The sequence below is a fragment of the Saltatorellus ferox genome, assembly GCA_007751475.1.
Classification (GTDB): Bacteria; Planctomycetota; UBA1135; order UBA1135.
Map to the genome: position 1 here is coordinate 4,711,168 of CP036434.1, position 23,224 is coordinate 4,734,391.

General features: G+C 66.3%; 14 protein-coding genes. 4 read left to right on the forward strand and 10 right to left on the reverse strand.

Features of this window, described 5'->3' with window-relative positions; all coding sequences use genetic code 11:
- Window positions 1-257 precede the first annotated feature (257 nt).
- Window positions 258-1,739 carry a hypothetical protein gene (locus tag Poly30_RS16885; RefSeq protein WP_145199661.1) on the forward strand — a complete coding sequence of 494 codons (1,482 nt, stop codon included), beginning with the start codon at window positions 258-260 and terminating at the stop codon, window positions 1,737-1,739.
- A 286-nt stretch (window positions 1,740-2,025) separates the two neighbouring features.
- On the opposite strand, the gene Poly30_RS16890 is transcribed toward Poly30_RS16885, so the two are convergent.
- From Poly30_RS16890 to Poly30_RS16900, 3 genes are all read right to left on the reverse strand, one after another.
- Window positions 2,026-3,774, reverse strand: a complete 1,749-nt coding sequence (locus Poly30_RS16890) for an ATP-binding protein (RefSeq protein ID WP_145199664.1) — start codon at window positions 3,772-3,774, stop codon at window positions 2,026-2,028.
- 136 nt (window positions 3,775-3,910) lie between these two features.
- On the reverse strand, window positions 3,911-5,281 hold the full coding sequence (locus Poly30_RS16895) for a DUF1501 domain-containing protein (RefSeq protein WP_145199667.1): 1,371 nt from the start codon (window positions 5,279-5,281) through the stop codon (window positions 3,911-3,913).
- The gene (locus Poly30_RS16900) at window positions 5,278-6,981 is read right to left on the reverse strand and encodes a DUF1800 domain-containing protein (RefSeq protein ID WP_419190289.1); all 1,704 of its coding nucleotides are present in this window, start codon (window positions 6,979-6,981) and stop codon (window positions 5,278-5,280) included. The genes Poly30_RS16895 and Poly30_RS16900 overlap by 4 nt, the downstream gene beginning before the upstream one ends.
- A 246-nt stretch (window positions 6,982-7,227) precedes the next feature.
- Between Poly30_RS16900 and Poly30_RS16905 the strand changes: the two genes are divergently transcribed.
- Together Poly30_RS16905 and Poly30_RS16910 are read left to right on the forward strand one after the other, a co-directional pair.
- Window positions 7,228-8,247 carry a DUF72 domain-containing protein gene (locus Poly30_RS16905; RefSeq protein ID WP_419190290.1) on the forward strand — a complete coding sequence of 340 codons (1,020 nt, stop codon included), beginning with the start codon at window positions 7,228-7,230 and terminating at the stop codon, window positions 8,245-8,247.
- 52 nt (window positions 8,248-8,299) lie between these two features.
- The gene (locus tag Poly30_RS16910; RefSeq protein WP_145199675.1) at window positions 8,300-9,694 is read left to right on the forward strand and encodes a TolB-like translocation protein; all 1,395 of its coding nucleotides are present in this window, start codon (window positions 8,300-8,302) and stop codon (window positions 9,692-9,694) included.
- A 28-nt stretch (window positions 9,695-9,722) separates the two neighbouring features.
- On the opposite strand, the gene Poly30_RS16915 is transcribed toward Poly30_RS16910, so the two are convergent.
- From Poly30_RS16915 to Poly30_RS16940, 6 genes are all read right to left on the reverse strand, one after another.
- Window positions 9,723-10,286: a hypothetical protein gene (locus tag Poly30_RS16915; protein WP_145199679.1), complete on the reverse strand. Its 564-nt coding sequence runs from the start codon at window positions 10,284-10,286 to the stop codon at window positions 9,723-9,725.
- A gap of 84 nt (window positions 10,287-10,370) precedes the next feature.
- Window positions 10,371-12,167 carry a hypothetical protein gene (locus tag Poly30_RS16920; protein ID WP_145199682.1) on the reverse strand — a complete coding sequence of 599 codons (1,797 nt, stop codon included), beginning with the start codon at window positions 12,165-12,167 and terminating at the stop codon, window positions 10,371-10,373.
- 52 nt (window positions 12,168-12,219) lie between these two features.
- A complete protein-coding gene (locus tag Poly30_RS16925) occupies window positions 12,220-14,040 on the reverse strand; it encodes a hypothetical protein (RefSeq protein WP_145199685.1) in 1,821 nt (606 codons plus the stop codon).
- Window positions 14,037-14,720 (reverse strand): RNA polymerase sigma factor, encoded by a 684-nt coding sequence (locus tag Poly30_RS16930; protein ID WP_145199688.1) that lies wholly within the window; start codon window positions 14,718-14,720, stop codon window positions 14,037-14,039. The genes Poly30_RS16925 and Poly30_RS16930 overlap by 4 nt, the downstream gene beginning before the upstream one ends.
- Window positions 14,721-14,839: 119 nt before the next feature.
- Window positions 14,840-17,413: a sigma-70 family RNA polymerase sigma factor gene (locus Poly30_RS16935; protein ID WP_145199691.1), complete on the reverse strand. Its 2,574-nt coding sequence runs from the start codon at window positions 17,411-17,413 to the stop codon at window positions 14,840-14,842.
- Window positions 17,414-17,636: 223 nt separating this feature from the next.
- Window positions 17,637-19,076, reverse strand: coding sequence for a hypothetical protein (locus tag Poly30_RS16940; RefSeq protein WP_145199694.1), 1,440 nt, complete (start codon window positions 19,074-19,076; stop codon window positions 17,637-17,639).
- A 332-nt stretch (window positions 19,077-19,408) separates the two neighbouring features.
- On the opposite strand from Poly30_RS16940, the gene Poly30_RS16945 reads away from it, so the two are divergent.
- Window positions 19,409-20,710 carry an NHL repeat-containing protein gene (locus tag Poly30_RS16945; RefSeq protein WP_145199697.1) on the forward strand — a complete coding sequence of 434 codons (1,302 nt, stop codon included), beginning with the start codon at window positions 19,409-19,411 and terminating at the stop codon, window positions 20,708-20,710.
- Window positions 20,711-20,965: 255 nt separating this feature from the next.
- Here the strand turns inward: Poly30_RS16945 and Poly30_RS16950 are convergent, their stop codons facing one another.
- A complete protein-coding gene (locus Poly30_RS16950) occupies window positions 20,966-23,029 on the reverse strand; it encodes a PKD domain-containing protein (RefSeq protein WP_419190291.1) in 2,064 nt (687 codons plus the stop codon).
- Window positions 23,030-23,224: the final 195 nt, after the last annotated feature.

Below are 23,224 nucleotides of genomic sequence, written 5' to 3' on the forward strand. Positions count from 1 at the left end.
CCAGGATCCGCGCTCGCGGCGTTGCGCCAAACCCCAATGGCATCCAACCATGGGGGGTCCGGCGCGCCTTGCGAGCGCGAATCCTGACGGCACTCGCGAAACCGCATTCCGTGGCGCAGACTCCTAGCAGGAATGGCGTTGCGCTCGAATACGCTGTGTGAATACGATCGAGCTGCTGTGCGCCATGTGCCCAGAAGGGTGAACGCGGGTCCCATTCGCCGCCCCTCCGCTGGTACGGAAGTTGCCGAAACTTCGCCATGCTTCGCTTCCTTGCCTCCACCGCCATCGCCCTTCCCGGCCTCGTCGTCTCCGCGTCGAGTCAGTCCTGCGACCAGGGTGTGATCGACCTCCTCTCCCCGATTCACGGCCTCGATGCCCACGGGGGACGCGTGGTCGTCAGCAAGAGCACGGTTTTCGGCGAGCGCCCTTCCCTGTCGGTCTTCGACGCGCAGGCGGGCTCTTCGAGCCCGATTCAGACACACTTCCTTCAGCCCAGCCTCTTCGAGACGAGCTGGAGGATTCGAGAGATCTCCCTCGAAGGGAGCCTGATCGCGTACCAGCCGGACGTCGCTTTCACGGCAGGCGCGCAGTTGGTCGTGCATGAGGAGACCAGCGCAGGCTGGGTCCACAGCGCCGTTCCGCTCCCTGGCGAAGGTTGGAGCTGGGGACACCTCACCTCGATCTCAGGCGACCGCATCGTGGCGGCGACCACCCCGAGTTTCTCCCGACCGATCACGCTTCAGATCGTGGAGCGCGATCCGGCAGGCGGGTGGAGGGTGGCCGATGGCGTGGAGACCGACATCCTCTCGCCGTGGTACGACTACCCCATCCACACCGTGCATGAAGACGGCGTCGCTGCGGTCGCCCAGGACCAGTTCACCGGCGGGGGCCGGGTCGCGGTCTGCGAGCGATCCGCCGCAGGAGCCTGGACGCAAACGGAGACGCTTCGCCCGTCCAGTACGGACGTCTGGCTCTCCGAGGCCCTCGCGCTCGAAGGCGGCACCCTGGCCGTTCTCCGGCGGCGCGCCTTCGATGACACGCTCGAGGTGCGACTCTACGAGCGCAACGCCGTCGGCGCATGGGTCGTTGTAGGGCAGGGGGCGACGGTTCCAGCCGTCCCCCAGATGTTGCGCTACGAGATCGAGCTCGACGGTCCGCGGGTCGCGGTCTCCCGCGGCGTCGACGTGCAGGTGTTCCTCCTCCAATCGTCCGGCACTCTCGCGCTCGAACGCACCGTCACGCGAACGGGCGACGTGAGAGAGTTCCACGCGGGCCATCTAACCGCCAAGGCCTTTGGGAACGGCTTCGATGCGCCGGCCGCGATCCTCCTCGAGGTGCCGCAATCACCAGGTACAACGGAGCCCTGCCGTCTTCGCGGTGCCGTCACCTGCCTGGGCAGCGGCGCGGCGGAACTCCGCATCCATGACGCCTGGCTCGACATCACCGCGCGCCGCGCTGCGGCCGAGGTCGTAGGCGCCCCGCCCGGGGCGACGGTGCTCGTCTTCCGCTCCAACCTTCCGGGCTTCGCTCCTGCACTGGGCGGAGCGCTTTGCTTGGACCGAAGAAATGCCGCCCTCGCTGGCTCCCCCACGATCGCGGACCCGTCGGGACGCGCGACCGTCGCCCTGCACGCCTCACTCGAGCTGACTCTCCAAGGTCTCGGCGCTGCCGATCACGTCCAGGCGGTCGTCCTCGGCCCATCGACCGAACTGACGAACGCGCTGGCCTGGCTCCCATAGGAACCTCCTGGAGATGCCACGCGACGATCGACGAAGCCCCTGTGACACGCGGGAGTTCGTGGATCGTGAGCGGTCCCTTGGCGCCCCCCTTCGTCCAGCCGGTTCGCAGGAGCGAAGCTGGGGCTTCAACGCTCACCAGGTGGACCTTGGACGCACCGCATCGCTTCTTCGGCACCGCGAAGCGAAACACGGCCTGCAGAAGAACCGACCTCCCCATCCGATGACCGCCGCGCCTCCGGAGGCCTTCGCATGAGTCATCCAGAGCACGCCGCTCTCTCGCGCAGCTTCAGGCCGCCCGACCCTTCGCTCGCGAGTGGGTCAGAAACCCCTCGAGAATCGCCTTTAGCTCGGCTTTCTTGAACGGTTTGGCGAGCACGACATCGAATTCCGTCTCCTGGCAGAGGTTGCCGACCTCGTCTCCCGTCTCGCCGGTGATGGCCACGATCAGCGCATCGGACGAAGCCGATCTCTCGCGAAGCGCGCGCGCCGCTGCGCGTCCCCCCATCACGGGCATGTTCAGGTCGAGGAGCACCACGTCGAAGACCCGGTTCCGCGCTTCGTCGACGGCCAACCTTCCATTCTCCACGATGCAGAACGAGCCGGTCAGCGAACGGAGATGGGCCTCGAGAATACGGCGGTTGACCTGGTCGTCGTCGGCAGCCAGGACGCGGATCTGGCTCCCCGGCTGGACGCCCTCTCCCCCGGGATCCTCGTCACTCATCAACGGCTTCGCTCCCGCATCCAGCGGAATCCGCACGGTGAATCGACTGCCCTCTCCGGGCGCCGAAGCCAGCTCGATCGCTCCGCCCATGAGCCTCGCCAGGTCTCGACTGATCGACAGCCCGAGCCCCGTGCCTCCGTACTCACGTGAGGTCGACGCCTCTGCCTGCGTGAACTCCTCGAAGATCGACTCGAGGCGGTCCTCGGGAATGCCGATCCCCGTATCCAGGACCTCCGCGAGCAATCGCCCTCCGCCCGACGCTTCGGTCCAGTCCAGGGTGACCCTGACCTCTCCTTCAAGGGTGAACTTCAGCGCGTTGCTCACGAGATTCAAGAGCAGCTGACGAATCCGAACCACATCCCCGAGGAGCCAGTCCGGAGTCCGGTCGCTTCTCTCGACAACGAGTTCGACCGGCGCACGTCGATACGGGGAATGGCGGGTGAGTCGAAGGTCCTCGATCAGGTCGACCAGGGAGAATGGCTTCGATTCGAGCGCCAGGGCCCCTTCCTGGATCTTGGCGTGGTCGAGCACACCGTTGAGCATGGCCAGGATGTTCTCGGCGGAGCGTTTCCCCGCGTTCACGAGCGATGCCTGTTCCTCGGTGAGATCGGTCTGGAGAACGAGTGCACTCGTTCCGAGCACGCCGTGAAGGGGCGTCCGAATCTCATGGCTCACCGTGGCGAGGAAGCGCTTGCGCATGTCCGCGGATTCGATCGCTTCATCCCGCGCATTCTCCAGCGTGCGCTCGTCCCGGACGAGTCTCTTGCAAAGTGGTTCGAAGATGAAGAGACCCTCGGCGATGAGGACGAGGAGCGTGGCGATGAGCAGCGCGATCTCCTTGGACCGGGCGCGCGCAGCCGTATCCTGACTCTCCTTCTCGTAGGCGTTGACCGCCGCGTGCATCTTCGGGAGGAACTCCCCGGCGGCCGCGTGAAGCTCTTCTGCCGCGGACCGGCCGCGGCCCTCCAGAACCGCGTGACCCGCGCTCAAGAGCGCCTGGAAGGTCGCCTCCAGGCCGCTCAGATGGGCATGCACGGGGTGCTCGTCCGCCGTAGTGCGAACGAGCTGCTCGTGCGCGGCTTCGAATTCCTCGAGGGCCGTCTTCAGCTCGGCGCTCGAGGCCGGGTCCCAGTCCAGCGCCAGCGCGGACTTCGTGATCCGCTGCGACAGCATGCGCTGGCGCCCGGCCACGTTGATGTGCTTCGAGTCCGCGTGGGCCGCGCGGAACATCTCTTGAATCAGCACGAGCGACCCGAGGTTCAGAACCGCGAGCGCTCCGAGCGCGAAGAGATAGTGAGTTCGAAAGCGCCACATGAGTAGGAATCCGCCCAGGCCTGGCAAGAAGCCCTAGGGATATTCCTTCGGCGCGAGATGCGGTCAAACTGTGTCCGCGAAGCGTGACTCCTGGCCGATTCCCGGGATGGACCACCGCCCGGGGCGGCAATGGGCCTTACCCCATGAAACCGAGGTGGTTCGTCGCGAAGTTCCCGAGGTTCGGGAACATCACCGCCAACTCGATGTCGGGGACGCCGAACCACCGCGCCAGCGTCGCCGCAAACTGATCCGTCCCCTGGGACGGGATCATGCGACCGGAACCGGCGTCATCCGCGCCTTCCAGCGCAAAGCTCGGCATCGTCCCGTAGAGGTCGCCGCCTGCCACCGCACCGCCCACGGCGAGAAAGTGCCCGCCCCAGCCGTGGTCGGTGCCTTGACCGTTGCTCGACAGCGTCCGCCCGAATTCGGAGACGACCGCCAGCGTGACCTGGTTCTCCATCAGCAGCTCCGCCATCGCCGCCTGGAAGGCCGCGACCGACGCGCTGATGTCCGCGTAGAGAACGGGCTGATCCTCGAGCTGCCCCGCGTGCGTGTCGAAGCCCCCCATTCTCACGAAGAAGACCTGACGCTCCATGCCGAGCGTCGCCTGTGCCTGGATCATCTTCGCGACCATCTTCAGCTGGGGCGAGACCTTGCTCTCCGCCGGAAACTCGGTCTGCAGCGTCGTCTGAGCGCCCAGCGCCGCGGAGATGACCCCGTCCAGCTCGATCGCTTCGGCCCGCGTCTGCGCGAACTGACGCTGGTACAGGTTCGTGTGACCCTGACCGCGAAGCGCGTCGAACGTCGCCTGGATCGCCGCCCCGGTGTTGCCGTTGAATCCGCCGAGCGAGACGCTCCCGCTGGTGCCCAGGTGGTACGCCTGCGTGGCGGCGCCCGTGAGCATCGGAGTGGAACCGGCCACCGTGATGGAAGGACTCAGGCTCGTGACGCCGTTCAGGTAGGCCTGGTGATCGGCGAGGGCTCCTCCCCATCCGATGGCACCGCCGTCATCCGCGCGAACGCGCATCGACTGGGCCTGCTGGTCGTTGTGACTGAAGAGCCGCGGGGGCAGCGCGACGGAGCTCGCCTGGTACTCGGCCCGCGTGACGGGACGGACGAGATTGCCCGTGTTCACCGAGATCGCGAGGCGCCCTGCATCGAAGAGATCGCGCAGTTCCGGCACGGCCGGATGCAGACCGTAGGTGTGCCCGTCCGAGGTCGCGGGTGCGATGTCCAGCAGATCGTTGAGCGGCACCGCCAGGTTCTGGCGCGACGTCGCGTACTCATTGTAGGCGCTGCTGTCGGTCGGCACGATCAGGTTGAAGCTGTCGTTGCCGCCCGCGAGGTAAAGAACGACGAGGGCCTTGTAGCCACCGCCGCCCTGGGCGGCCGCGGCGAAGAGCGGTCCGCTGGACAGCGCGCTGAAGGCCGTCGTGGAGGCCGCTCCGCCCGCCGCCCAGCGCAGGAAGTCGCGCCGCGTTGGCGCCGAGATGGGTCGGTCCTTCATAGCTGGAGCGCCCCCTCGGGCGAGGTGACGATGAGATAGATCGTGTCGAGAACGCGCTGCATGCCGTCCGGCTTGTTTCCCGCGTCCATGGCCACCGCGGAGACGTGAGCCACGAGCGCGGTGCGCATGTCATCGCTCATCTGCCCGGCCATCAGGTAGAGACCGAGGTGATCCACGAGCGCCTCCGGATCGTCCGCAAGAGCCAGTTCCGCGTCGAGCCGCAGCGTCACCGTGTGCTCGTTCGCGTTGCCAAATCCCGGATACGCCCGGTAGATCCGGTCGTAGTACTCGTTCGCGGTCAGAGTGATGACCGTGTGCGTGGTGATCTGGAACTCCGGCCCGAAGAGACCCGCGCCCTGAAGAAGTCCCGGCGGTTCGAAGGTCGGATAGAAGAAGTTGAAGACCGATCCCGAGCGCAGCGCTGCCTGTCCGAAGTCGTTCTGGGGATTCCAGTAGCGGAAGTGCCCCGAAGCGGCCGCTCCGCCGAACGTCCGCCAGATCCCTGCCATGCGGACCAGAGGCTCGCGCAGCTTGCCGAAGGTCGTCGGCGACGTCAGGTGCCCCGTGCGCGCCTCGTCGTCCAGCAGGATCGCCCGAACCACCGCCTCGAGGTTGCCGCGCTGCCCGGTACCGTCATCCGCGAACACCGCGGCCACGCGCTGTACATAGCCAGCGGCAGGCGTGCTCGTCACGATTCGCTGAATCAGGCGGAACGCGATGAAGGGGCCCACGTTCGCGTGCTGAAAGAGAACGTCGAGGGCCGCCTCCAGGTCCTCCTCCGGCGTAAGACCCGCGGGCAGGACGGCGCCGCCGAGGAGCGTCTTCGCCTGATCGTCGTGGAAGTCCGGCCACGCCTCCATCGGGCGGATCATGTCCCGGGCTCCCCACTTGAAGTTCGCGGAGCCCGCGTAGGTCCAGCCTGTCATGACGCGCGAGAGTTCCTCGATGTCCGTCTGGCTGTACGTCGGGATCTCGGCACCGTCCCCGTCGAGCCGCGGGGTGCCGTCGGGCTCGAGCTCGATGAGTCCGATGCAGAAGAGCTGCATCAGCTCGCGCGCGAAGTTCTCGTCCGGCCGGATGTGATTGACAGGATCCCCCTTCTGGTTGCGAAGGTGGCTCAGGTAGTTGCCCATGATCGGGCTCCTGGCGACGGCGCTCATCAAATCCCGGAAGCTCCCGAGCGCACCGCGCGTGAGCACGTCGTAGTACTCCGCGAGCCCGATCGCGAAGTTCTGGAGGGCTCCCGAGCGATCGGAGACCACGAAGATCTCCGACAGGGCGAAGGCCATGCGCTGACGCAGCTGATCTTCGCCTCGAACCGCGTTGCGCCACCAGAGTTCCTGGCGCTGGTTCTGATAGATGCTCTCGCCAGCCGCCTCGCGCGCCTCCAGCGCAGGACGCTGGAGCGAAGGCGCCACGCGCCTCTGATGGTCGAGGTACGCGTTGAATCCCGCGTACTGGAGCCCTGTCATATCGTCGGCGGTCACCCCGAAGGTCGCCGCCTCCAGGAAGCGAGCCGCGTCCATCTCATCGGCGGGAAGATCCGTCCCGGGTCCCGCCTGGATCCACCAGGCCGCCTCGGGAACATCGTCCTCTCCTCCGGCGCTGCAGCCCGCCGCCACGGCGAGCCCCGCGGCCCAGCCGAGCTCCTTCACCGTCGGCATCCCACCGGAACCGCTCTCCACGACACTCTCTTCCACGACCGCCCCTTGGTCAGCTGCGGCACGGAAACGTCGCGCCTGCACCAGCGCGCCCGCCCCACTCCCGTACCCTCGCGTGGTTCATCGGGAGGAGAGGATCCGCGGCTGAAGAACCGATGCCACGCTTCCCTGCGAATGCCCAGATCAGGACCGAGGCTGCGGCGATGGGCCCCGTCGCCCCAAGTAGAAGAGACCTATCATCAACGGCAGAAAAGTGCGGCTGTGGAGGACCTCCGAAGGCGAACGATGGATAGCCTCTCCGCCATGGAGTTCGGCCGGCTTCCCAGCGTCGATGACGTCGACTTCCGCATGCCGGAGGACCCCGCGTGGAACGAGCGTCTCCTCGCGAATCTTCGCGCGGGTCGTCATCCGTCCGTTGCTCCCGGCCCCGATCTCAGACTCGATCTCAGACTCGATCTCAGACTCGATCTCAGGCTCGATCTCAGGCTGGGCATGGCGAGCTGGTCGGACCCTGGCCTCGTCGATCGGCTCGGGGGATCACGGGACTCCGCGCTCTCCTTTCACGGACGCGCCGTTCCCTCGAACGAGCTGAACACCACGTTCTACGGGTACACGAAAGAGCGCTTCGAGAGCTGGCGAGCCTCGGTGCCCGATGGCTTTCGGTTCTGCCCCAAGCTGCCCCGGACCATCACGCACGACCTCATGCTCGAGGAAGCTGATCACGAGATGGAGCGCTTCGTGCTCGCCACCGAGGCGCTCGGACCCTCGCGCGGACTGACCTGGTTTGCGCTGCCGCCGTATGTTCCGGCCACGCAGCAGCCGCGGCTGCTCTCGTTCCTCCGCACCTGGAGCCCCCGACTGCCACTCGCCGTCGAGGTCAGGCATGAGTCGTGGTTCGAACGGCACGTGTTCGAGGCTCTCGTGGTCCAGCTTCGCGATCTCGGCGTCACGCTGATCGTGACGGATACGGCCGGTCGCAGGGACGCGCTTCACATGCACCTTACGGGAGCCTCCACGATGATCCGCTTCGTCGCCAACGCGCTCCACGCGAGCGACTACGAGCGTCTCGATGCCTGGGCCGAACGGCTGCAGCTCTGGGCGGAACTGGGCCTCCAGCAAGCGTACTTCTTCTTTCATCAGAAGAAGGAAGCCGAGACCGTCGACCTCGCTGACCACCTCGAGCGGGCCCTCGTGGCGGCGGCTTACCCCCGGTTGCCGGCGCCGCTGGCGCTCTGGCGGGCCGCGACGGGCTATCGTCCGCCCGCGAGGCAGCGCGGCCTTTTCGAAGCGGATGGCTTCGCTTAGACTGCGCGAGCCTCCCCGGCTCGCCCCTCCGCTCCGCCTCGCCACACAACGCATGCTTGCCCTCGCCCTCGCCCTGTTTCTCGTTCCGTCGGCCTACCCACAGGAGCCGGACGCTCCTGAAGCCGCGGAGAGCGCGGACCGCCTCGTCGCGAAGATCCCCAAGAACTTCGCGCACGTCCACATGGCCGAACAGGTCGACGGTCCGGCGCAGCTCGAATACCTCCCGTTCACCTTCTCCCCGGACGGCTCGCGCGTGGCCTTCCTGGCCGCGAAGAAGGATCGCGTCTACGGATTCCTCGACGGCGAGGACATCGGCTGGGGGGACATGGGACGCAAGCCCGTCTTCAGCGAGAACGGCGAGCACATCATCATGGCGCTCGGCAAGTCCGCCAAGAACCGCTCGGAGAGCTGGGTCGTCTACGTGGACGGAGACGACGCCACGAAGGAAGACTGGGTCGGGCCGCTCACCATCGCCAACGACGGTGAGGCCATCGCCTACTGGTCGAAGCCCGGTTTCCGCCTCGACACCTCCGGCGATCCGATCCTCAACCGTGCGACGATGATCCTCGGAAAACGCAAGTCCAAGCGCTTCCGCCGCCACGAGAGCGAGACCTACGCCTGGGCCAACACGGAGATCGCGCCGCTCCTGAACGAGGACGGCTCCCGCGCGATCGGGACCGCCTACGACGACCTGCGGCGCGGCCTCGTGCTGTCCATTGGCGATTCGAAGGACGAGGTCCTTCACTCCGTCGACGGCTGGTACACCCAGACCGCCTACTCCAACGACCTCAAGCGAGTCGCGACCGTCAGGCGGGTGATCGAGGAGAACGTGAAGGGCTACGTGCCCCCGAAGACCATCACGTTTCCGCGCTATGTGATTCAGGTCGACGGGCAAGACATCCAGGTCAACGCGGACGCGTCGGCACTCCCTGAGTTCTCGCGCAACGGCGAGCACTACTCTTTCGTGTATCTCCGGGACAAGCAGTTCGGCCTCGGCATCGACGGGCAGCTGCTGCCGCCTTCGGAGAACCTCATCCTCGATGCCAAGCCCGATTCGGCGGGCGGACGCATCGCCTGGATCGAGCATCGCGACGGCGACCTCCTCGAGAACCTCTGGCTGAACCGCAACATGCAGCGCTTGGTATACCAGGGCAAGTCGCATCTCTGCGAAGCGTACGTGGGAGAGAAAGACGGCGCGCTCGTGCTGGAGGAGACGTCCTACAGCGATCCCTACGACAAGATCTACGGGATCCACTTCTCACCGGATGAACAGCGAGTCGCCTTCCTCGCCCTGGAGGAGCAGTCGTACTTCGTGGTGTGCAGGGGCCAGAAGATCGGCCCCTTCGAGGAAATCGATCAAATCCGCTGGGTCGACAATGACACCGTGGCCGTCGGAACGCGCGAGGGCGATGAGTTCTGGTGGCGGTCGATGAAGCTCGACGATTGACGCGCCTCCCCGGAGCGAGTCAGGCGTTTCAGAGCGAGCCGAGCGTAGCGCGGGCCCAGTCCGGGGTCTCCCGCTGGTAGCGCTCGGCCGCGGGGATTCTTCGGCGGAAGTACAGCGCCATGCCTCCCTGGTAGAGCAGCGTCACGAGCAGCAGTGACCCGAAGAGAATCCCGTGAACCGCGTCCACGAGACCGTCGAGGTCGCCGCCCGAGGCCCGCGCCAGCCGCGGGTCGAGGGACAGCGCGGTCGTCTCGGGCGTGAGGACGAAGAGGCGAGCGAGGCAGTAGATCGCGAGGCCGATCATGAGCCAGAACTCGTTCCTCGACATGTCGCTCGCCGCCTGCGGGCTTCCGCGCTCCAGCTTCGGCGCCTCGCGGCGCTGGAGAACGCCGACCACGGTCACGAGGGCTCCCTCGGCCAGGTGGATCCAGTCGAGACCTGGAGCGGCCATCACGGTGGTCAAGGCCCCGAAGACGACGTAGCCGAGCCCGTTGGCCCGCCCGATGGCCGCCGCGCGCGCCAGAGGCTTCTTGAGCGCGGCGCCTTGCTGAAGGACTCGGGTTTCGTCCGGGCTGAGGGGTGATTTCGTCAAGGGCGGCGGGGAACGTCTCCGTTCGCTCCAGGGTCGCCTCTGAACGCCCCAGCCGTCGGCACTATTCCGCGGAATCGGTGCGCATCAGTCCTGGCGCACGGCCAGCTCCACGTGGGCACCGTCTCGGTTCCCGACGAGGATCGTCCAGTTCCCGTCAGCGTCCGCCTGAACCAGGCCGCGCTCGTCGATGACGAGGTGCCCCGCGTGAACGGCCAGGAGCCCTCGACCGGCGACTTCGTTGACGGAGCCTTCATCGATGGAGAGATCGGTGGAGAGCTGCCCCTTCAGCTGGTAGGCAAGCTGCCCACCCGGCACCCGCACCATCTTCATCGTCAAGACAAGCCCCTCGAAGTGCGTGAGTATCCATGGCATCTGGACGCGCGCGCGCTGAGCAACCTCCGTGGAAAGCTGCTTGGCCAGGAGAAGCTCCCTGCCGGAGACGATCGCGCCGACTCCGCCATTCTGGATCGTCAGGCTCCCGAGGTGCGAATCGGATCCCGCATGGTCTCGACCGCTGAGCGCCACCTGCAGGTTCGCATGCGTGCGCGTCGCTTCGGCGGCCGCGAACCTCGCTACGGCCTCCTCTGCCTCCGGCTCGTAGAGCACCATCGTCGCTCCGCCGAAGTCCAGCTCGTCCTGAATGTTCACCGTCTCCAGGAGCCGACCAAACATCGAGCGGGATCTCTCCTCGAACTGCACCTCAAGAAGCGTCGAACTGCCGCTGAGTACTTCACGGGCGTCCACCTCCAGGGTTCTGGGGAACTCCACGTTCTCCCAGTTGACACCTATCACAGTCGGGCGGATCCATCCGCGGGGAGCGACCAGCCAACAGCTCGAATTCAGGTTTGGCCGCGCCCCGACCAGCGTTGCGCTCCCCCCCATAGAGCTCGGATCCAGGCTGATGACGACGAAGAACGTGTCCCCATCCGCCGCCCCAACGGAGAGGATCAGAACCTGGTCGGCCTTGAGATGTGCCTCACCGGCCACGGCTCCACCCGTGACGCCGAAGGTCTCGGTCCAGCGCGCGGAATCATCCGTATGGGTACGACCCGCTTCGCTCGTCAAGATCAACTCGGCGCTGACGCTATCGCCCACATCGCGATCGTGGCGAGCCGACTCCATGGCCAGGTACGAAAGCTGCACGCCTTCGCCCACGCGATAGCCCGAGAGCGTCACTTCAGAGCCCACGGCCGCTTCGCCGACCTGGGCCTCGAGGCCCGCTGTTCCCTCGGCGACCTGCGCATCGACGCGGGAGACCACGCTGTGAGACTCGAGATCGGCAACCACCTGAATCCTGCCTCCCGGGAGCGACACGGTACGCACCCCCTCGCCGCTCGGTCCGGCACTGAGTACATGCTCCGCTGTCCAGCGTTCCAGAAGCGCTCGCGGAATCACCCCACCACGCCGAAGCTCGGGCGGGAGGTCGCCTCGTCCGACGAAGCGAGATATCTGAAGCCGCGGTCCGACGAGAAACTGCTTTGCGAGAGTCGACTGAAGCTGCTCGAACTCGGCGACCGTTTCGGCCGGGGCTTCCAAGTAGAGCATGTCGTCCTCCGAAAGCTCTACTGTCTGAACGTCTGCCTCGCCGCTCGTCAGGAAGGTGGAGACCAGGAGCTCGGACGGGGAGTCACTCTCGACCCTATCGCCGTCATACCACGAGGATGTTCCTGGACCCATCATCCCCCGTGTGAGCGGGAGCATTCGCACAGGCCTTGCCATCAGGGCTCCGTTGAGCGCCGTGAGCTGGAAAGCACTCAGGTCGAACGTACGGCTCACGAGCTGCGAATCTCCTTCGCTCTGTGCCGGCAGGACGGTGACCGGATCCGTGGTGGCAGCGGCGAGGAGCAGGGAAGTGATCAGGGTCGAAGGGAACATCATCATGGTCAGTGCGTGCGGGCCTTGGGAAGTCGTGAGCTGGAGGATGGAGAAAGGGCTAGAGCGACCGGTTACTGGAGCGGGAACGCGCTTTCTCGATCGCGCGTGTCACCCGCAGATGGCGGACGGATCCAGTGCTCTTCCGCGCAAGCGCGCGCAGGATGTCCGGATCGGCCTCCGGCGGGAGTTCCCCGAGCCGGTCGCACGCCATCCAGGAGGCGGCCGCCAGCGGCGCTTCCCCGGATGCCGTGAGTTCACGGAGTCGCGCTCGAGTGGACGCGTCGAGCAGCGTCCCCCACTCGACGTCGGCGTCAGCGTCGAACGCGAGCGAGAGCGCGCGCGTCCTGTCAGCCTCCGTCAGCTCCGGTTCGAGACCAGCCAGGACGAGCACCCTGCGCGCATCGGGGCAGGCCTCCAGAATGAGAGCCAGGGACGAGATCACCGTCGCCGCCGGGTCCTGCACGGCACCGTGCGATTCGAGCATGAGATCGAGCAGCGCGTAGGGCTGGGCTGTAGCAAGACTCGACCAGGCGAGGTCTTCGATTTCGGACGACAAGTGCCCGGCGCATGACGCGACGAGAAGCGCGGCAGCGGGCGCCCTTCCGGGAAGCGACGCGAGCGTCGCCGCGGCGGAGCGCTCACCGCACTCTAGCGCCTGGATCACGAAGTCGAGCCCGGGTGCGTGGTGCGCTGCTTCGATGGCCAGCAGCTTCCGCAGTGTTTGGTCTCCCGCCCTACCGCTACGCTGGCCGCTGGGCTGGTTCCTGGGCTGGTTCCTGGTGGGCTGACCGCGAAGGACCGCTGCAAGCGCCCGATCGCGTTCCGAAGTCGTCAGCCACGCGTTCATCCACTCTTCGCGCCCGTCCGCCAGGAAGAGATCGAGCAACCGGGCCGCTGCCCCCTCACCGGAAGCTGCGATGAGCTCCGCGGCCACCGCGGGGTGCCTCGTCGGATCGAGCGGTGAGGGCAGGGGGTCCTCACCAGCCTCGCTCCGGAACTTCAGCGCGCGCACCGCGAGAAGCCGAAGCTCCTCGTCATCCGGTGAGTCCGAGGCAGCAAGATCCCACAGGCAGACAAGCCCGCTCGGACCCCGCTCGGCGAGCGCGAGCGCGCCCGCGAGACCGGTGGTCGAGAGCGTGCGCAGCAGCAGCCGACGATCCCTGAGGTCCGCGCGCGGCCCGAGCAAGCGCGCGGCAACCGGGTGCAGCTCGACCCGGTCGACGTTCGTGAGGACGGCGCGCGCGCCGCGCTGGGCTGCGTCGAAACCAAAGCGTTCGGTGATCGGCGCGAGGCCGACTCGGGTGCGCAGGTCCGCCTCCGGCCGGATCGAGTCAGCGGTGAGTCCGCGAAGCGCGGCTTCGAGAGCCGCGAGGTCGACCGGGGCCGGGTCGGGCAAGGTCTGCTCGACCGCCGCTTGCCGGACCGCCACAGGCACTTCGGTCCTGGCTGAGATCGCGTCGGGGATGTCGGTCGAGGACGAAGGCTCCAAGGCTCGCTTCTCGGGCCGCATGAGCAGCAGCAGCGCTGCAGCGGCAGCGACTGTCGCGGCAGTGACCGTCGCGGCAGTGACCAGCCGCCATGTCCAGGAACGCTTTCCGATGGACTCTCGCGTCGGCGGCGACCCCGACTCCATGGCGTCGATCCGTCCGAAGACATCGCGAACGAAGGCCTCCTCGGCCTCCGCATGGGGTTCTGCCTCCGGCGACGAGTCGATCCACCGGCGGACCCCTTGTGACGCGCGGAGCTCTACCGCGCAGACGGAACAGGTCTCCGCGTGAGCTTCGACAGCGTGACGCGTCTCCATGGAAGCCAGGCCATCGAAGATCTCGTCGAGCGGGCCACGGTAGGCGCGGCATCCTCGCAGACGTGCAGCGGTCATCGAATCTCCTCCTCTCCGTCCAGTTCCAGCGCGGGCCCGAGGATCCGGCGCAGCGCGCGCCGCCCTTGCATGACGTGAGTGCGAACGGTGTTCGCACGAAGCCCCGTGATCTCGGCGATGGCGGCGTAGTCGAGCCCTTCGAAGGTGCGAAGGACGAGCGCGGTCCTCAGGCGCTCCGGCAAAGCGGCGAGCGCGGCGTTCAGGAGCTGCTGGGTTTCGCGCTCGCTGACCACGGCGTCGGGCTCATCGGACCTGCGAGCGGCGATGCGGTAGGCGAGCTGCATCGCAACTGCCGCAGCCTCACGCCGGGGCGCGCGCGACTTCTTGCGCTGGAGGTCGCGAACGATGTGCACGGAGATCCCGACGAGCCAGGCGCCGAGCCGCTCGGCGGCGACCTCCGCGCTCCCGTGCCCCTCGGCGAAGCGTCCGAGCTGGCCCCAGGCCCGGACGAAGGTCTCCTGGGCGACGTCCTCGGCATCCTCATGGTTGCCGATGAGCCGCAGCGCAATCCGCTGAACCTCCGGGCGAAAGATTCGTATGAGCGAGGCAAAAGCGCCACGGTCCCCGCCACAGGCCCCGCCGACGATCCGGGCGAGCGCGCCCTCAGCTCCTTCCGGATCATCCGCCCCAGGCGTATTCGCTCCGCGGCGCTCCTGCATCCTGACTACCTGAGGGTCCATCGGTAGCCAAGCCTAGTTGGCGGGTGCGAGCGCGGTACGGAGAACACACCAGCAGGTCGCGGGGCGCGGCGCGCTGTTGATGGAATTCCCCGGGATTCTGCCCGGATCCACCGAGCGGCCTACAGCCTGAGTCGATTGAGCTTCCCGCGCTCGAGCCGAACGGGCTCCGTTCTAAGCTCCCGATATCCAGCCCGAAGGATCAGTTCGACGGTGCTCTGTGGCACGAACAGAAGCGGGAATTCGCTCCCCGCTTCCCTCCGGAGATTCTCCGAGTAAGTGCTGTGGTTTGCCACGCGCGACAGCAGGGTCAAATCCTTCCCGCCCCCATCGCGCGCCCCGATAGCCGTGACCGCCTCGTCCGCCACCGAGAGGATCACCTCACAAAGGGGATCCACTTCGATCCGCTTCGCCTCCCCTGGCTCGAAGCTGGCAATGGAGTATGAGGCGGCGTGGTTGCTGCTCATCTCATCCGTCGTCACGGCGACCTCGACGCCTTGCGCAGGAAGCGAAGGGAAGAAGAAGTGTCCCTCCGCATCCGTGGTCATGGAGAGCCCCACGACGTCCGGGCGACCGGTAGCAAACCCTCCGGCGTCAAGTACGATCGAGATGGCCGCCCGAGCCCCCGCCACGGGCTCTCCTCGACGATCGACCACGACCCCCTCGGCGGAGCGCACGTTTGGCTCCACAGGAAGCGTGATCGTCCACGGGTCCGCCTCCGCAGGGTCGACAACCACATCGTGAACCATGAGTGGCTCGAACGAATAAAAGCGAAGTGTGTAGGGCCGATCCCGAAGGAAGATGAGCTCGAACCGGCCTTCTCGATCCGTTCGTCCCCCCAAGCTAGATTCGATGCGCTCGAGCGTGGCCGAAGAACTTCCCTTCGGTGTTCCGTCGAAGAGCGCCATGGAGATCAAGCGTGCGGGTGAACCATCCGGGTGCAGAAGCGTGCCCTGGACGGCCCCCATGGCATCGGGGACCTCAATGCGGACCTCTGCGCCGACCTCCTCCAGCACCGAACGCAGCCTGGCTCCCTCCACCGCTCCAAAGCGCCCGCTCTCGTCTTGGGTGGTGATTCGTGGAGACTCGTCCGCTCCGATGTCCGGGATTCCGACCTCGAACCTCCCGTCGTCATCTGCCTCCGCCTCGTGGTACTTGAAGCGCACCGTGGCCCGTGCACATGCGGTACCGTCGACATGCTCGACTCGACCGCGCAAGATCCCTTCTTGGACGCTCTTCTCGCGTCGCACGACGAGCACGACGCCCAGGTCGCTGCTTACCGGGGTCTCCACCCGGGCCGAGTGAGCTCGTCCCGAATAAGCGTTGACCATGGCGAGCGCGTCGGCAGGTACGAACCCCAGATCGAACGAACCGTCCGATCCAGCAGTCACGCTGCGCCCCTCGGTTCGGAATCCGGCGTGCCTGATCGCCTCCGTGAGCCGAAGGCACAGCGCAGGCTCACTGACGTAGCGAACCTGAGCCCCGGCCACGGCGTCTCCGTTGCTGTCCACCACGCGGCCCGCGAGACGGACCGCAGGCGCCATGAGGTAGTCGCAGGAGTCCTGGACCGGTTGGCGCACGCCTATCGGTGCAAACGGGCGCGCGTCGATCGTCCACTCGCCTTCGGAAAGACCTCCCCTGTAGCGGCGCGTGAAGCTGAGGTGGCCCTCATCGTCGGTCCAACCGTGCTCTTGGCTCTCCGTGACGAGCTCCTCTGGCCGGCTGTCCTCTACCCGGCTCCAACGGACCTCTGCACTACGAATCGGCTCGCCATCGAGTCCCAGGAGCGTCACCGTATCATCGGACGCAACTTGGACGGCTACCTGGCCAGACTGTGCCAGCGCGCTGGACTCCCCGTGGGCTCCCGCATCCTTTGTCTCCGCAGGAGCGACACGAGTGGTCACGAACCCCGAGGTGGGAGTTCCCAGCAGAAGCTCCGGCGTAACCGTCGAGGGCTCGAGCTCTGCACCGCTCAGGGACGACGGCTCCACCGCATCTTCGTGTTGATCGAGGTACCAGGCCGTTCCCGCGAGGGCCATGAGGATGGTCGCGGCGGCACCGACGAAGAGGGCGCCGCCACCCAGCTTCGAGCCAGATTTGACGGCCGCGCCTGCTGCGCCACTCACCGCAGACTTCGCCATGACCGCGCGCACTTCAGGCCGACACAGTGGGAGCAGAGCCAGAGCCCACGCGCCGCCTTCGCCGTACCTCGCTCCAAGGCGGACTTTTAGCTGAGCGAGCCCGCGCTCGATTCGCTTCTTCACGGTGGGAACGGGCGCCCCGGTCTCCTCCGAGATCGCGCTTGGAGAAAGCCCGCGCAGGTGGCGCGCCAGTACCGCGTCTCGGTACGGATCGGCCAGCTCCATGATCGCCTCCAGCAGGGCACGCTGCCTCTCCGCCGCGATGACGGATTCTGCTGTCGACGCGCTTGCCTCGTATGTGGCGATAGCTCTTTCGCGTGCCGCCGCGTTCGCTCGCGAGCGGACACGCTGGCGCGCCAGGTTCTTGACGGTCGCGCGGAGCCAGCCGCCGGGGTTCTCCCGAACGGCAGGGCCGTCCGAGAGGGCCGCGAGAACGGCTTCCTGGACGAGGTCATCCGCGCTCGCGGCGTCGGCGACGAGGCTACCGGCGAGCCGCCGGAGTGCAGCGGTCTCAGCCAGCAGCGTCTCGAAGGAGATTCTTGGGTTCGAGGTCATGGTGCCAGGTAGTGGCAGTGCCGCTCGGATCGACGACCGGCTTTCCTCGAAGAATAACTTCACGGTCGCCTGGCCTGTCGCGAACCTTGGTAACGGGGTCGCGAGCTGCGTCGAAGGGTCTTGGCGGTACCGAACCTGGCGGTACCGAACCCGACCCAATGGCGGTACCGAACCCGACCCAAAGCCGCCACGTTTCGGATCATCGGGCGGTACCGCCAAAGTCCTACTCGTCCGCGAAGGGAACGCGGACTACCACTGTGTGGCCCTTGTGGCGGGGGTCGGTGAGGCCTTGGATGGTCCACAGGTCGAGGCCGTTGTCGCCGTCGATGCAGCAAGCGCTGTAGTCCAGGGGCGTCTTGCTCCGGTTGACGCCTTCGCCCTCCCCTGTGGCGCCGATGGCGCGGAGCGTGCCGGGCACGTCATCGCCCCGGCGCCACGCAACGCGGGTGCCGATGAACATCTCGGGACTCGTTTCTTGGAAGCTAACGAGCACGTCGAGGCGTTCGTTCACCGCCAGTGTGGGTTGGATGTAGCTAGAGGTGTCGCTGGCGATGAGGCCCCTCTGGAAGATGGATCCATCCAGGCGGACCTGGTACCACTGGACCGCGGCGCGGCCCTCATGGTGGATCGCGTTTGCGAACCAGATGAAGCCGCCTTGGAGCACGACGTTCTTGGGGTGACGACTGCCCGAGGGGGTCTTCTGCTCGATGCCCTTCTGGGGCGAATCGGGGAGAGAGCCTGTAAGCTCGAGGCCGTGGAGGGACGCGCCGAGCTGGCGCCAGCGGGGCCCGCCGGCCCCATCCGCCTCCACCATGTTGATGATGAAGTGCCTGTCCGTGATGCGGAGAAAGTAAAGCGGATCCACCGGATCCTGGCTCAGCACGGGGTGGCCCAGCAAGCCGTCGAAGTGATAGGCGCGCGTGGGCTGGCCCGCTTTCATATCAGGGGTCGAGAGCACGAGGGTGCTGTCGAGAACCTCACGGGTCTCAGGCACCGTAGGGGTCTTGGGCGGCTCGGGGAACCAGATGTCACACCGTTCTGTCCCAGGTAGCGTGTGCCCTGTCCAACGCTGGCTGGCTGCTACCGCGCCACCGATCACGCCGCCTGGCCCGCTCACGGCGTAGGAATTCCAAGGGCCCCGCGGGTCATCCGTCTCGGAGACCATGATGTTGTTGTTCTTGAAGTTCGAGTCCCCCCAGTGCCACCAAACATCCATGACGAAGGCCCTCGCCTGGCGCTGGAAGCAGACCCTGGGGTCGACGCCGTACTTGAGGGCCCTCCCTCTGACGCCGCCGACGTTCTCTCCACTCTTGTCGTAGACGAGCAGCCCGCTCCTCGTCAGCGCCAGCACATACCCACCGCCGACGGCCACCTGCCGGTCCGCGTCACCCTTTCGGCGCGTGGCAATTTCGAACGCGGATAGCCCGTCGATATCGCGGACCAAAACCCGCTCCTTCCACCTCGGCGCCGCGCTTCTGCTGGCCGCCGCGTCCTTGTGATCACGGAGCTCGACGGGAACCGGCGTCACCATCTCGCTGCGAGCTGGCGCCCTCCAATCGAACTCCGCCGTCTTGGGGCGCTCTGTCTGCGCCGAGAGAGCAAGCAACGGGAGCAAGACGGCCATGGGAGTCAGGAACAGCGCGCGCGTGGGTAGGTTCTTCATGTCCAAAAACCAGCACGTCGCGGTCGCACTTTCGGCGACACGCATTCCCCCGTAGTCAAGTGGCGTTGCCGAACGTGGCGGTACCGAACCCGACCCAAAGCCGCCACGTTTCCGATCGTACGTTCCTCGTTCGATCCGAAACGTGGCGGCTTTGGGTCGGGTTCGGTACCGCCAAGCAAACAGCGGTTCTCGGATGGGGCCCCTTCGGTGGAACGGGGCGGGTTCGGCACTGCCCGGAAATTTCAGTAGCGGTTCGGGCGGACTGCGGATGGAGATAGATACCCGCGGCCGTTGGCGCGCGGTCTCCATCCACTGCTCCACCACACCACGCCATGAACGGACTCTTCAAGCTCGTGATCGCCCTCGGAACCTTCACATGCCTCCCTGATGCTCTCGCGCAGCGACTCCTCATCCCCGATAGCGCCAACGGTGCCATCATGGAATTCGATCCGTTCTCGGGTCAGCTGATCCGACCCATCGCCGTCGATCTCGACGCGGTGACCGGCGGCGCTGCGCGAGTCCCCATCGAGGTCATGGAAGCGCCGAATGGGGAGCTCTGGGTCAGTGATATGGTCGCGGACACCGTTTTCCGCCTCACAGGAGACGGAAGCCAGTGGGTAGGTACGGCGGGCGGGCCGCTCGATCAATGCCGCGGCCTGGCGCCGCTTGGACCAGGGGCTCTCGTGGCGAACTCAGGCTCCAGCGGCGGAGCCCCCGGAGATTCACTGGCACAGGTCGACGCAGCGGGAAAACTGATCACGTCGGCAGCGATCGGCGACCCCTTCGACGTCGTGCCGTTCACCTTCCAGGGCGTTCCCGGGTTCCTGGTCTCCGATATTTCCGGCGATGACCTCGTGTTCGCGGAGGGAGCGGACCTCCAGAACCAGTCCCTCTTCCACGGCTCCAATGGCGTCAGCGGCGTCGACACCCCCAACCAGATTCACGTCTCCGCGAGCGGTCGCGTGTTCGTGGCTGGAGCGTCGACTCCCGTGGGGATCTACGAGTACGACGCGAGCGGCGCCGAGATCGCCTACATCGACACGAGCAGCGTCGGAGGAGTCCGTGGCGTATACCTCCTTGGCAACGGCAACCTTCTCTTCTCGACCGGTTCTGGCGTTCACGTCTACGAGACTTCGACGGCGCTGATCACCACGCTGCTCCAAGGGGTCTCCGGTCGCTCGATCACTCTCTACTCCCGCGACCTCTGTGCGTGCGACAACTACTGCACGGCCAACGTCAACAGCACGGGGACCGTGGCGACGATCTCGGTCACCGGATCGGGCCGGGTCACTGACAACGATCTACTGCTGACCACCTCGAGCGTCCCCACCTTCTCCTTCGGCTTCTTCATCACGAGCCGTTTCCAGGGCTTCGTCGCCACCCCCAGCGGAAGCGCCGGGAATCTGTGCTTGGCAGGCAGCATCGGCCGCTACGTGGGCCCGGGACAGACTCAAAACTCAGGTGCCTCGGGCGCTTTTTCACTGGATCTGGATCTGACACGAACGCCCCAGCCCAACGGCCTCGTTGCGATCACCCCGGGCCAGACCTGGCACTTCCAGGCCTGGTTCCGGGACGCTGTCGGTGGCCTGCCCACCTCCAACTTCACGGACGGCGTCCGCGTGGTGTTCTTCTAGATCCTATGGGGCAGGCCTGGATCGTTCACGGACGAACTGGATGCGTGGCGGTACCGAACCCGGCGGTACCGAACCCGACCCAACGGCGGTACCGAACCCGACCCAAAGCCGCCACGTTTCCGATCGTACGCTCCTCGTTCGATCCGAAACGTGGCGGCTTTGGGTCGGGTTCGGTACCGCCATGATCACCTGGCACGAAAGCGCGGGACCACCCCAAGGCGGCCCCGCGCTGCTACTGCCGGGGATCGGCCGGGATCAGTCTGCCGAAAGGACGACGTCGTCGATGTAGGCGTGCTCGTTGTTGCGGTTCGCGTTCAAAGAAAAGCGGAGCCGCAGGTTCGGGTTGTTGTCCGCTCCGGAGCCCAACGAGAAGGTGGGCGTGCCCCAACCGCCGCTGTGCGTCTCGACGGCCCGCCAGACGCTGCCGTCGTACCACTCGACCGTCAGGCGCTCGCCACCATCGAGTCGCCGCGTGCGTCGCGCGTAACTCAGCGTGACGCCCGTGCGACCAGCGGTGCTCACCGCGACCTCGATTGAACTCCCGCGGCGAAGGCGTGCTCCGTAGGTCCCCGTGAAGGCGGACTGGGCACTGACGTCAGCGTTGCCGACCGGCATCCAGGCGTTCGTGGCGAAGGAACCACTCTCGAACCCGTCGCCGAGGATGTCGCCGCCGCTCGGGGCCGAGACGGTGATGTAGTTCGTCAGGGTCTGGGTATCCGAGCCGTCCGAGTTCGAGACCGTCAGGCTGACGGTGTAGCTTCCCACGCTGGTGTAGATGTGGCCCGGTTCCTGGGCTGTCGAGGTGCTTCCGTCACCGAAATCCCATGACCATGAGTTCGGGTTGTTCGTGGACTGATCGGTGAAACTGACGTTGAGTGGTGTCGTTCCCGAGGTCGGCGTAGCGACGAAGTCTGCCACCGGAGGCTGGGGGGCGTCAGGGTTCACGACGACATAGTCGGTTCGCGTGAGCGTGTCGGTGCCGTCGGCATTCGTGACCGTCAGGCTAACGCTGTAGGTCCCGGCAGTGGTGTAGGTGTAGCTCGGGTTCTGGGACGCTGAATTGTTGCCGTCTCCAAAGCTCCAGTTCCAAGACGCGGGGCCATTCTGCGACGAATCGCTGAAGGTCACGGTCAGCGGAACGGTGCCCGAGGTGGGCGCGCCGCTGAAGTCCGCGACGGGCGGCGTCGATCCGCCGCCGTTGACGAGGTTCAGGGAGCCAAGGCTGTCGAGGCGGCCGTATCCAAAGGTGTTGTCCACGCCGGCGGAGCCGAGGTCCGTGGCGCCCTGCTTCATGATCGACTCGACCTGGCCGGGGGTCAGGTTCGGATCGGCAGACCAGATAAGGCCGGCGAGGCCTGCTGCGATGGGACAAGCGAAGCTGGTCCCTGTCGCGTACACGTAGGAAGAGTTCGAGGTGCTGGACGTTGTCGCCACAGCGTCGCCCGGGGCCATGAAGTCCACGAACTGGCCGTAGGCGGAGAAGGAAGCGCGCGTCTCGTTCTCCGAGGTCGCACCCACAACCATCAGATCGTCGTTGTCGCGGTTGCCGAACGTGAGGTTCCGGTTGTCGTTACCCGCCGCCCAGAACAGGAGGCCGCCGAGAGACCGGATGTAGGAAGCCGTGGTCAGATTCGAGTTCGTGTCGGCGCCGGAGTAGCTCACGCTGGCGATCTTGTCGCCGGCCTCGATCGAGGTCCGCGCAGCGTGCTGCAGGACGCTAAGCGACGCGCTACCGGTCGACACGTTCGAAACGCGCATCATGCGGTGGCTCAGGTTCCACCCGATGCCACTGACCCCGACGCCGTTGTTGCCATTGGCTGCGGCACTGCCTGTGCATTGCGTGCCATGGGGGTGGACGGGTAGGACGCTCCCCCCCTGGGACTCCCACTGCTGATCGACGGCGTTGTAGCCCTCTAGCCGGTGAAGCTGCAGGTCATCGTGAGTCGTCAGAACGCCCGTGTCGCAGATCCCGATCGAGACCGTGGGGCTCCCGGTCTCTTGGTCCCAAGCGTCGCAGGAGCGCATCGCGGTGTGCTGCCACGAGAGTCCCAGGAACTGGTCGTCCGAGCATTGAATCGGATAAAGCAGCCAGTCGGGCTCGACGTACTGGAACGCCCCGGTCGCGAGCAGCGTCGCGGCCACTTCCGTTTCGCTCGATCCGGCCGGCACTTCGAAAACGTACTCATCGGTCTGCGGCACGTAGCTGTCGACTTCGTAGAGCGTCATCTCGAGCCGCGCCGTGGCCAGGCTCTGTCCAATGGCATCGGAGCTGAGCCCTCGTGCCTCGAGGGCCGTGGCCTGCAGCGGTCTCGCGATCATGCGCCCGGTGAACTCGCGTTGTCCGGGGCTTGCGACGAATTCAGGGGCTGACTGGTCTTGCGCTTCCTGGACGGGAGATTGGCCTTGGGCCAAACCCACCATCGCGAGGGCAAAGAGGAGGGCTGTGGGTCGAGTTGTCATGTGGGATCGAGAAGGCGACAAAGAATGCTCGGGCCTGGTGCCCGGAGGAGCGTG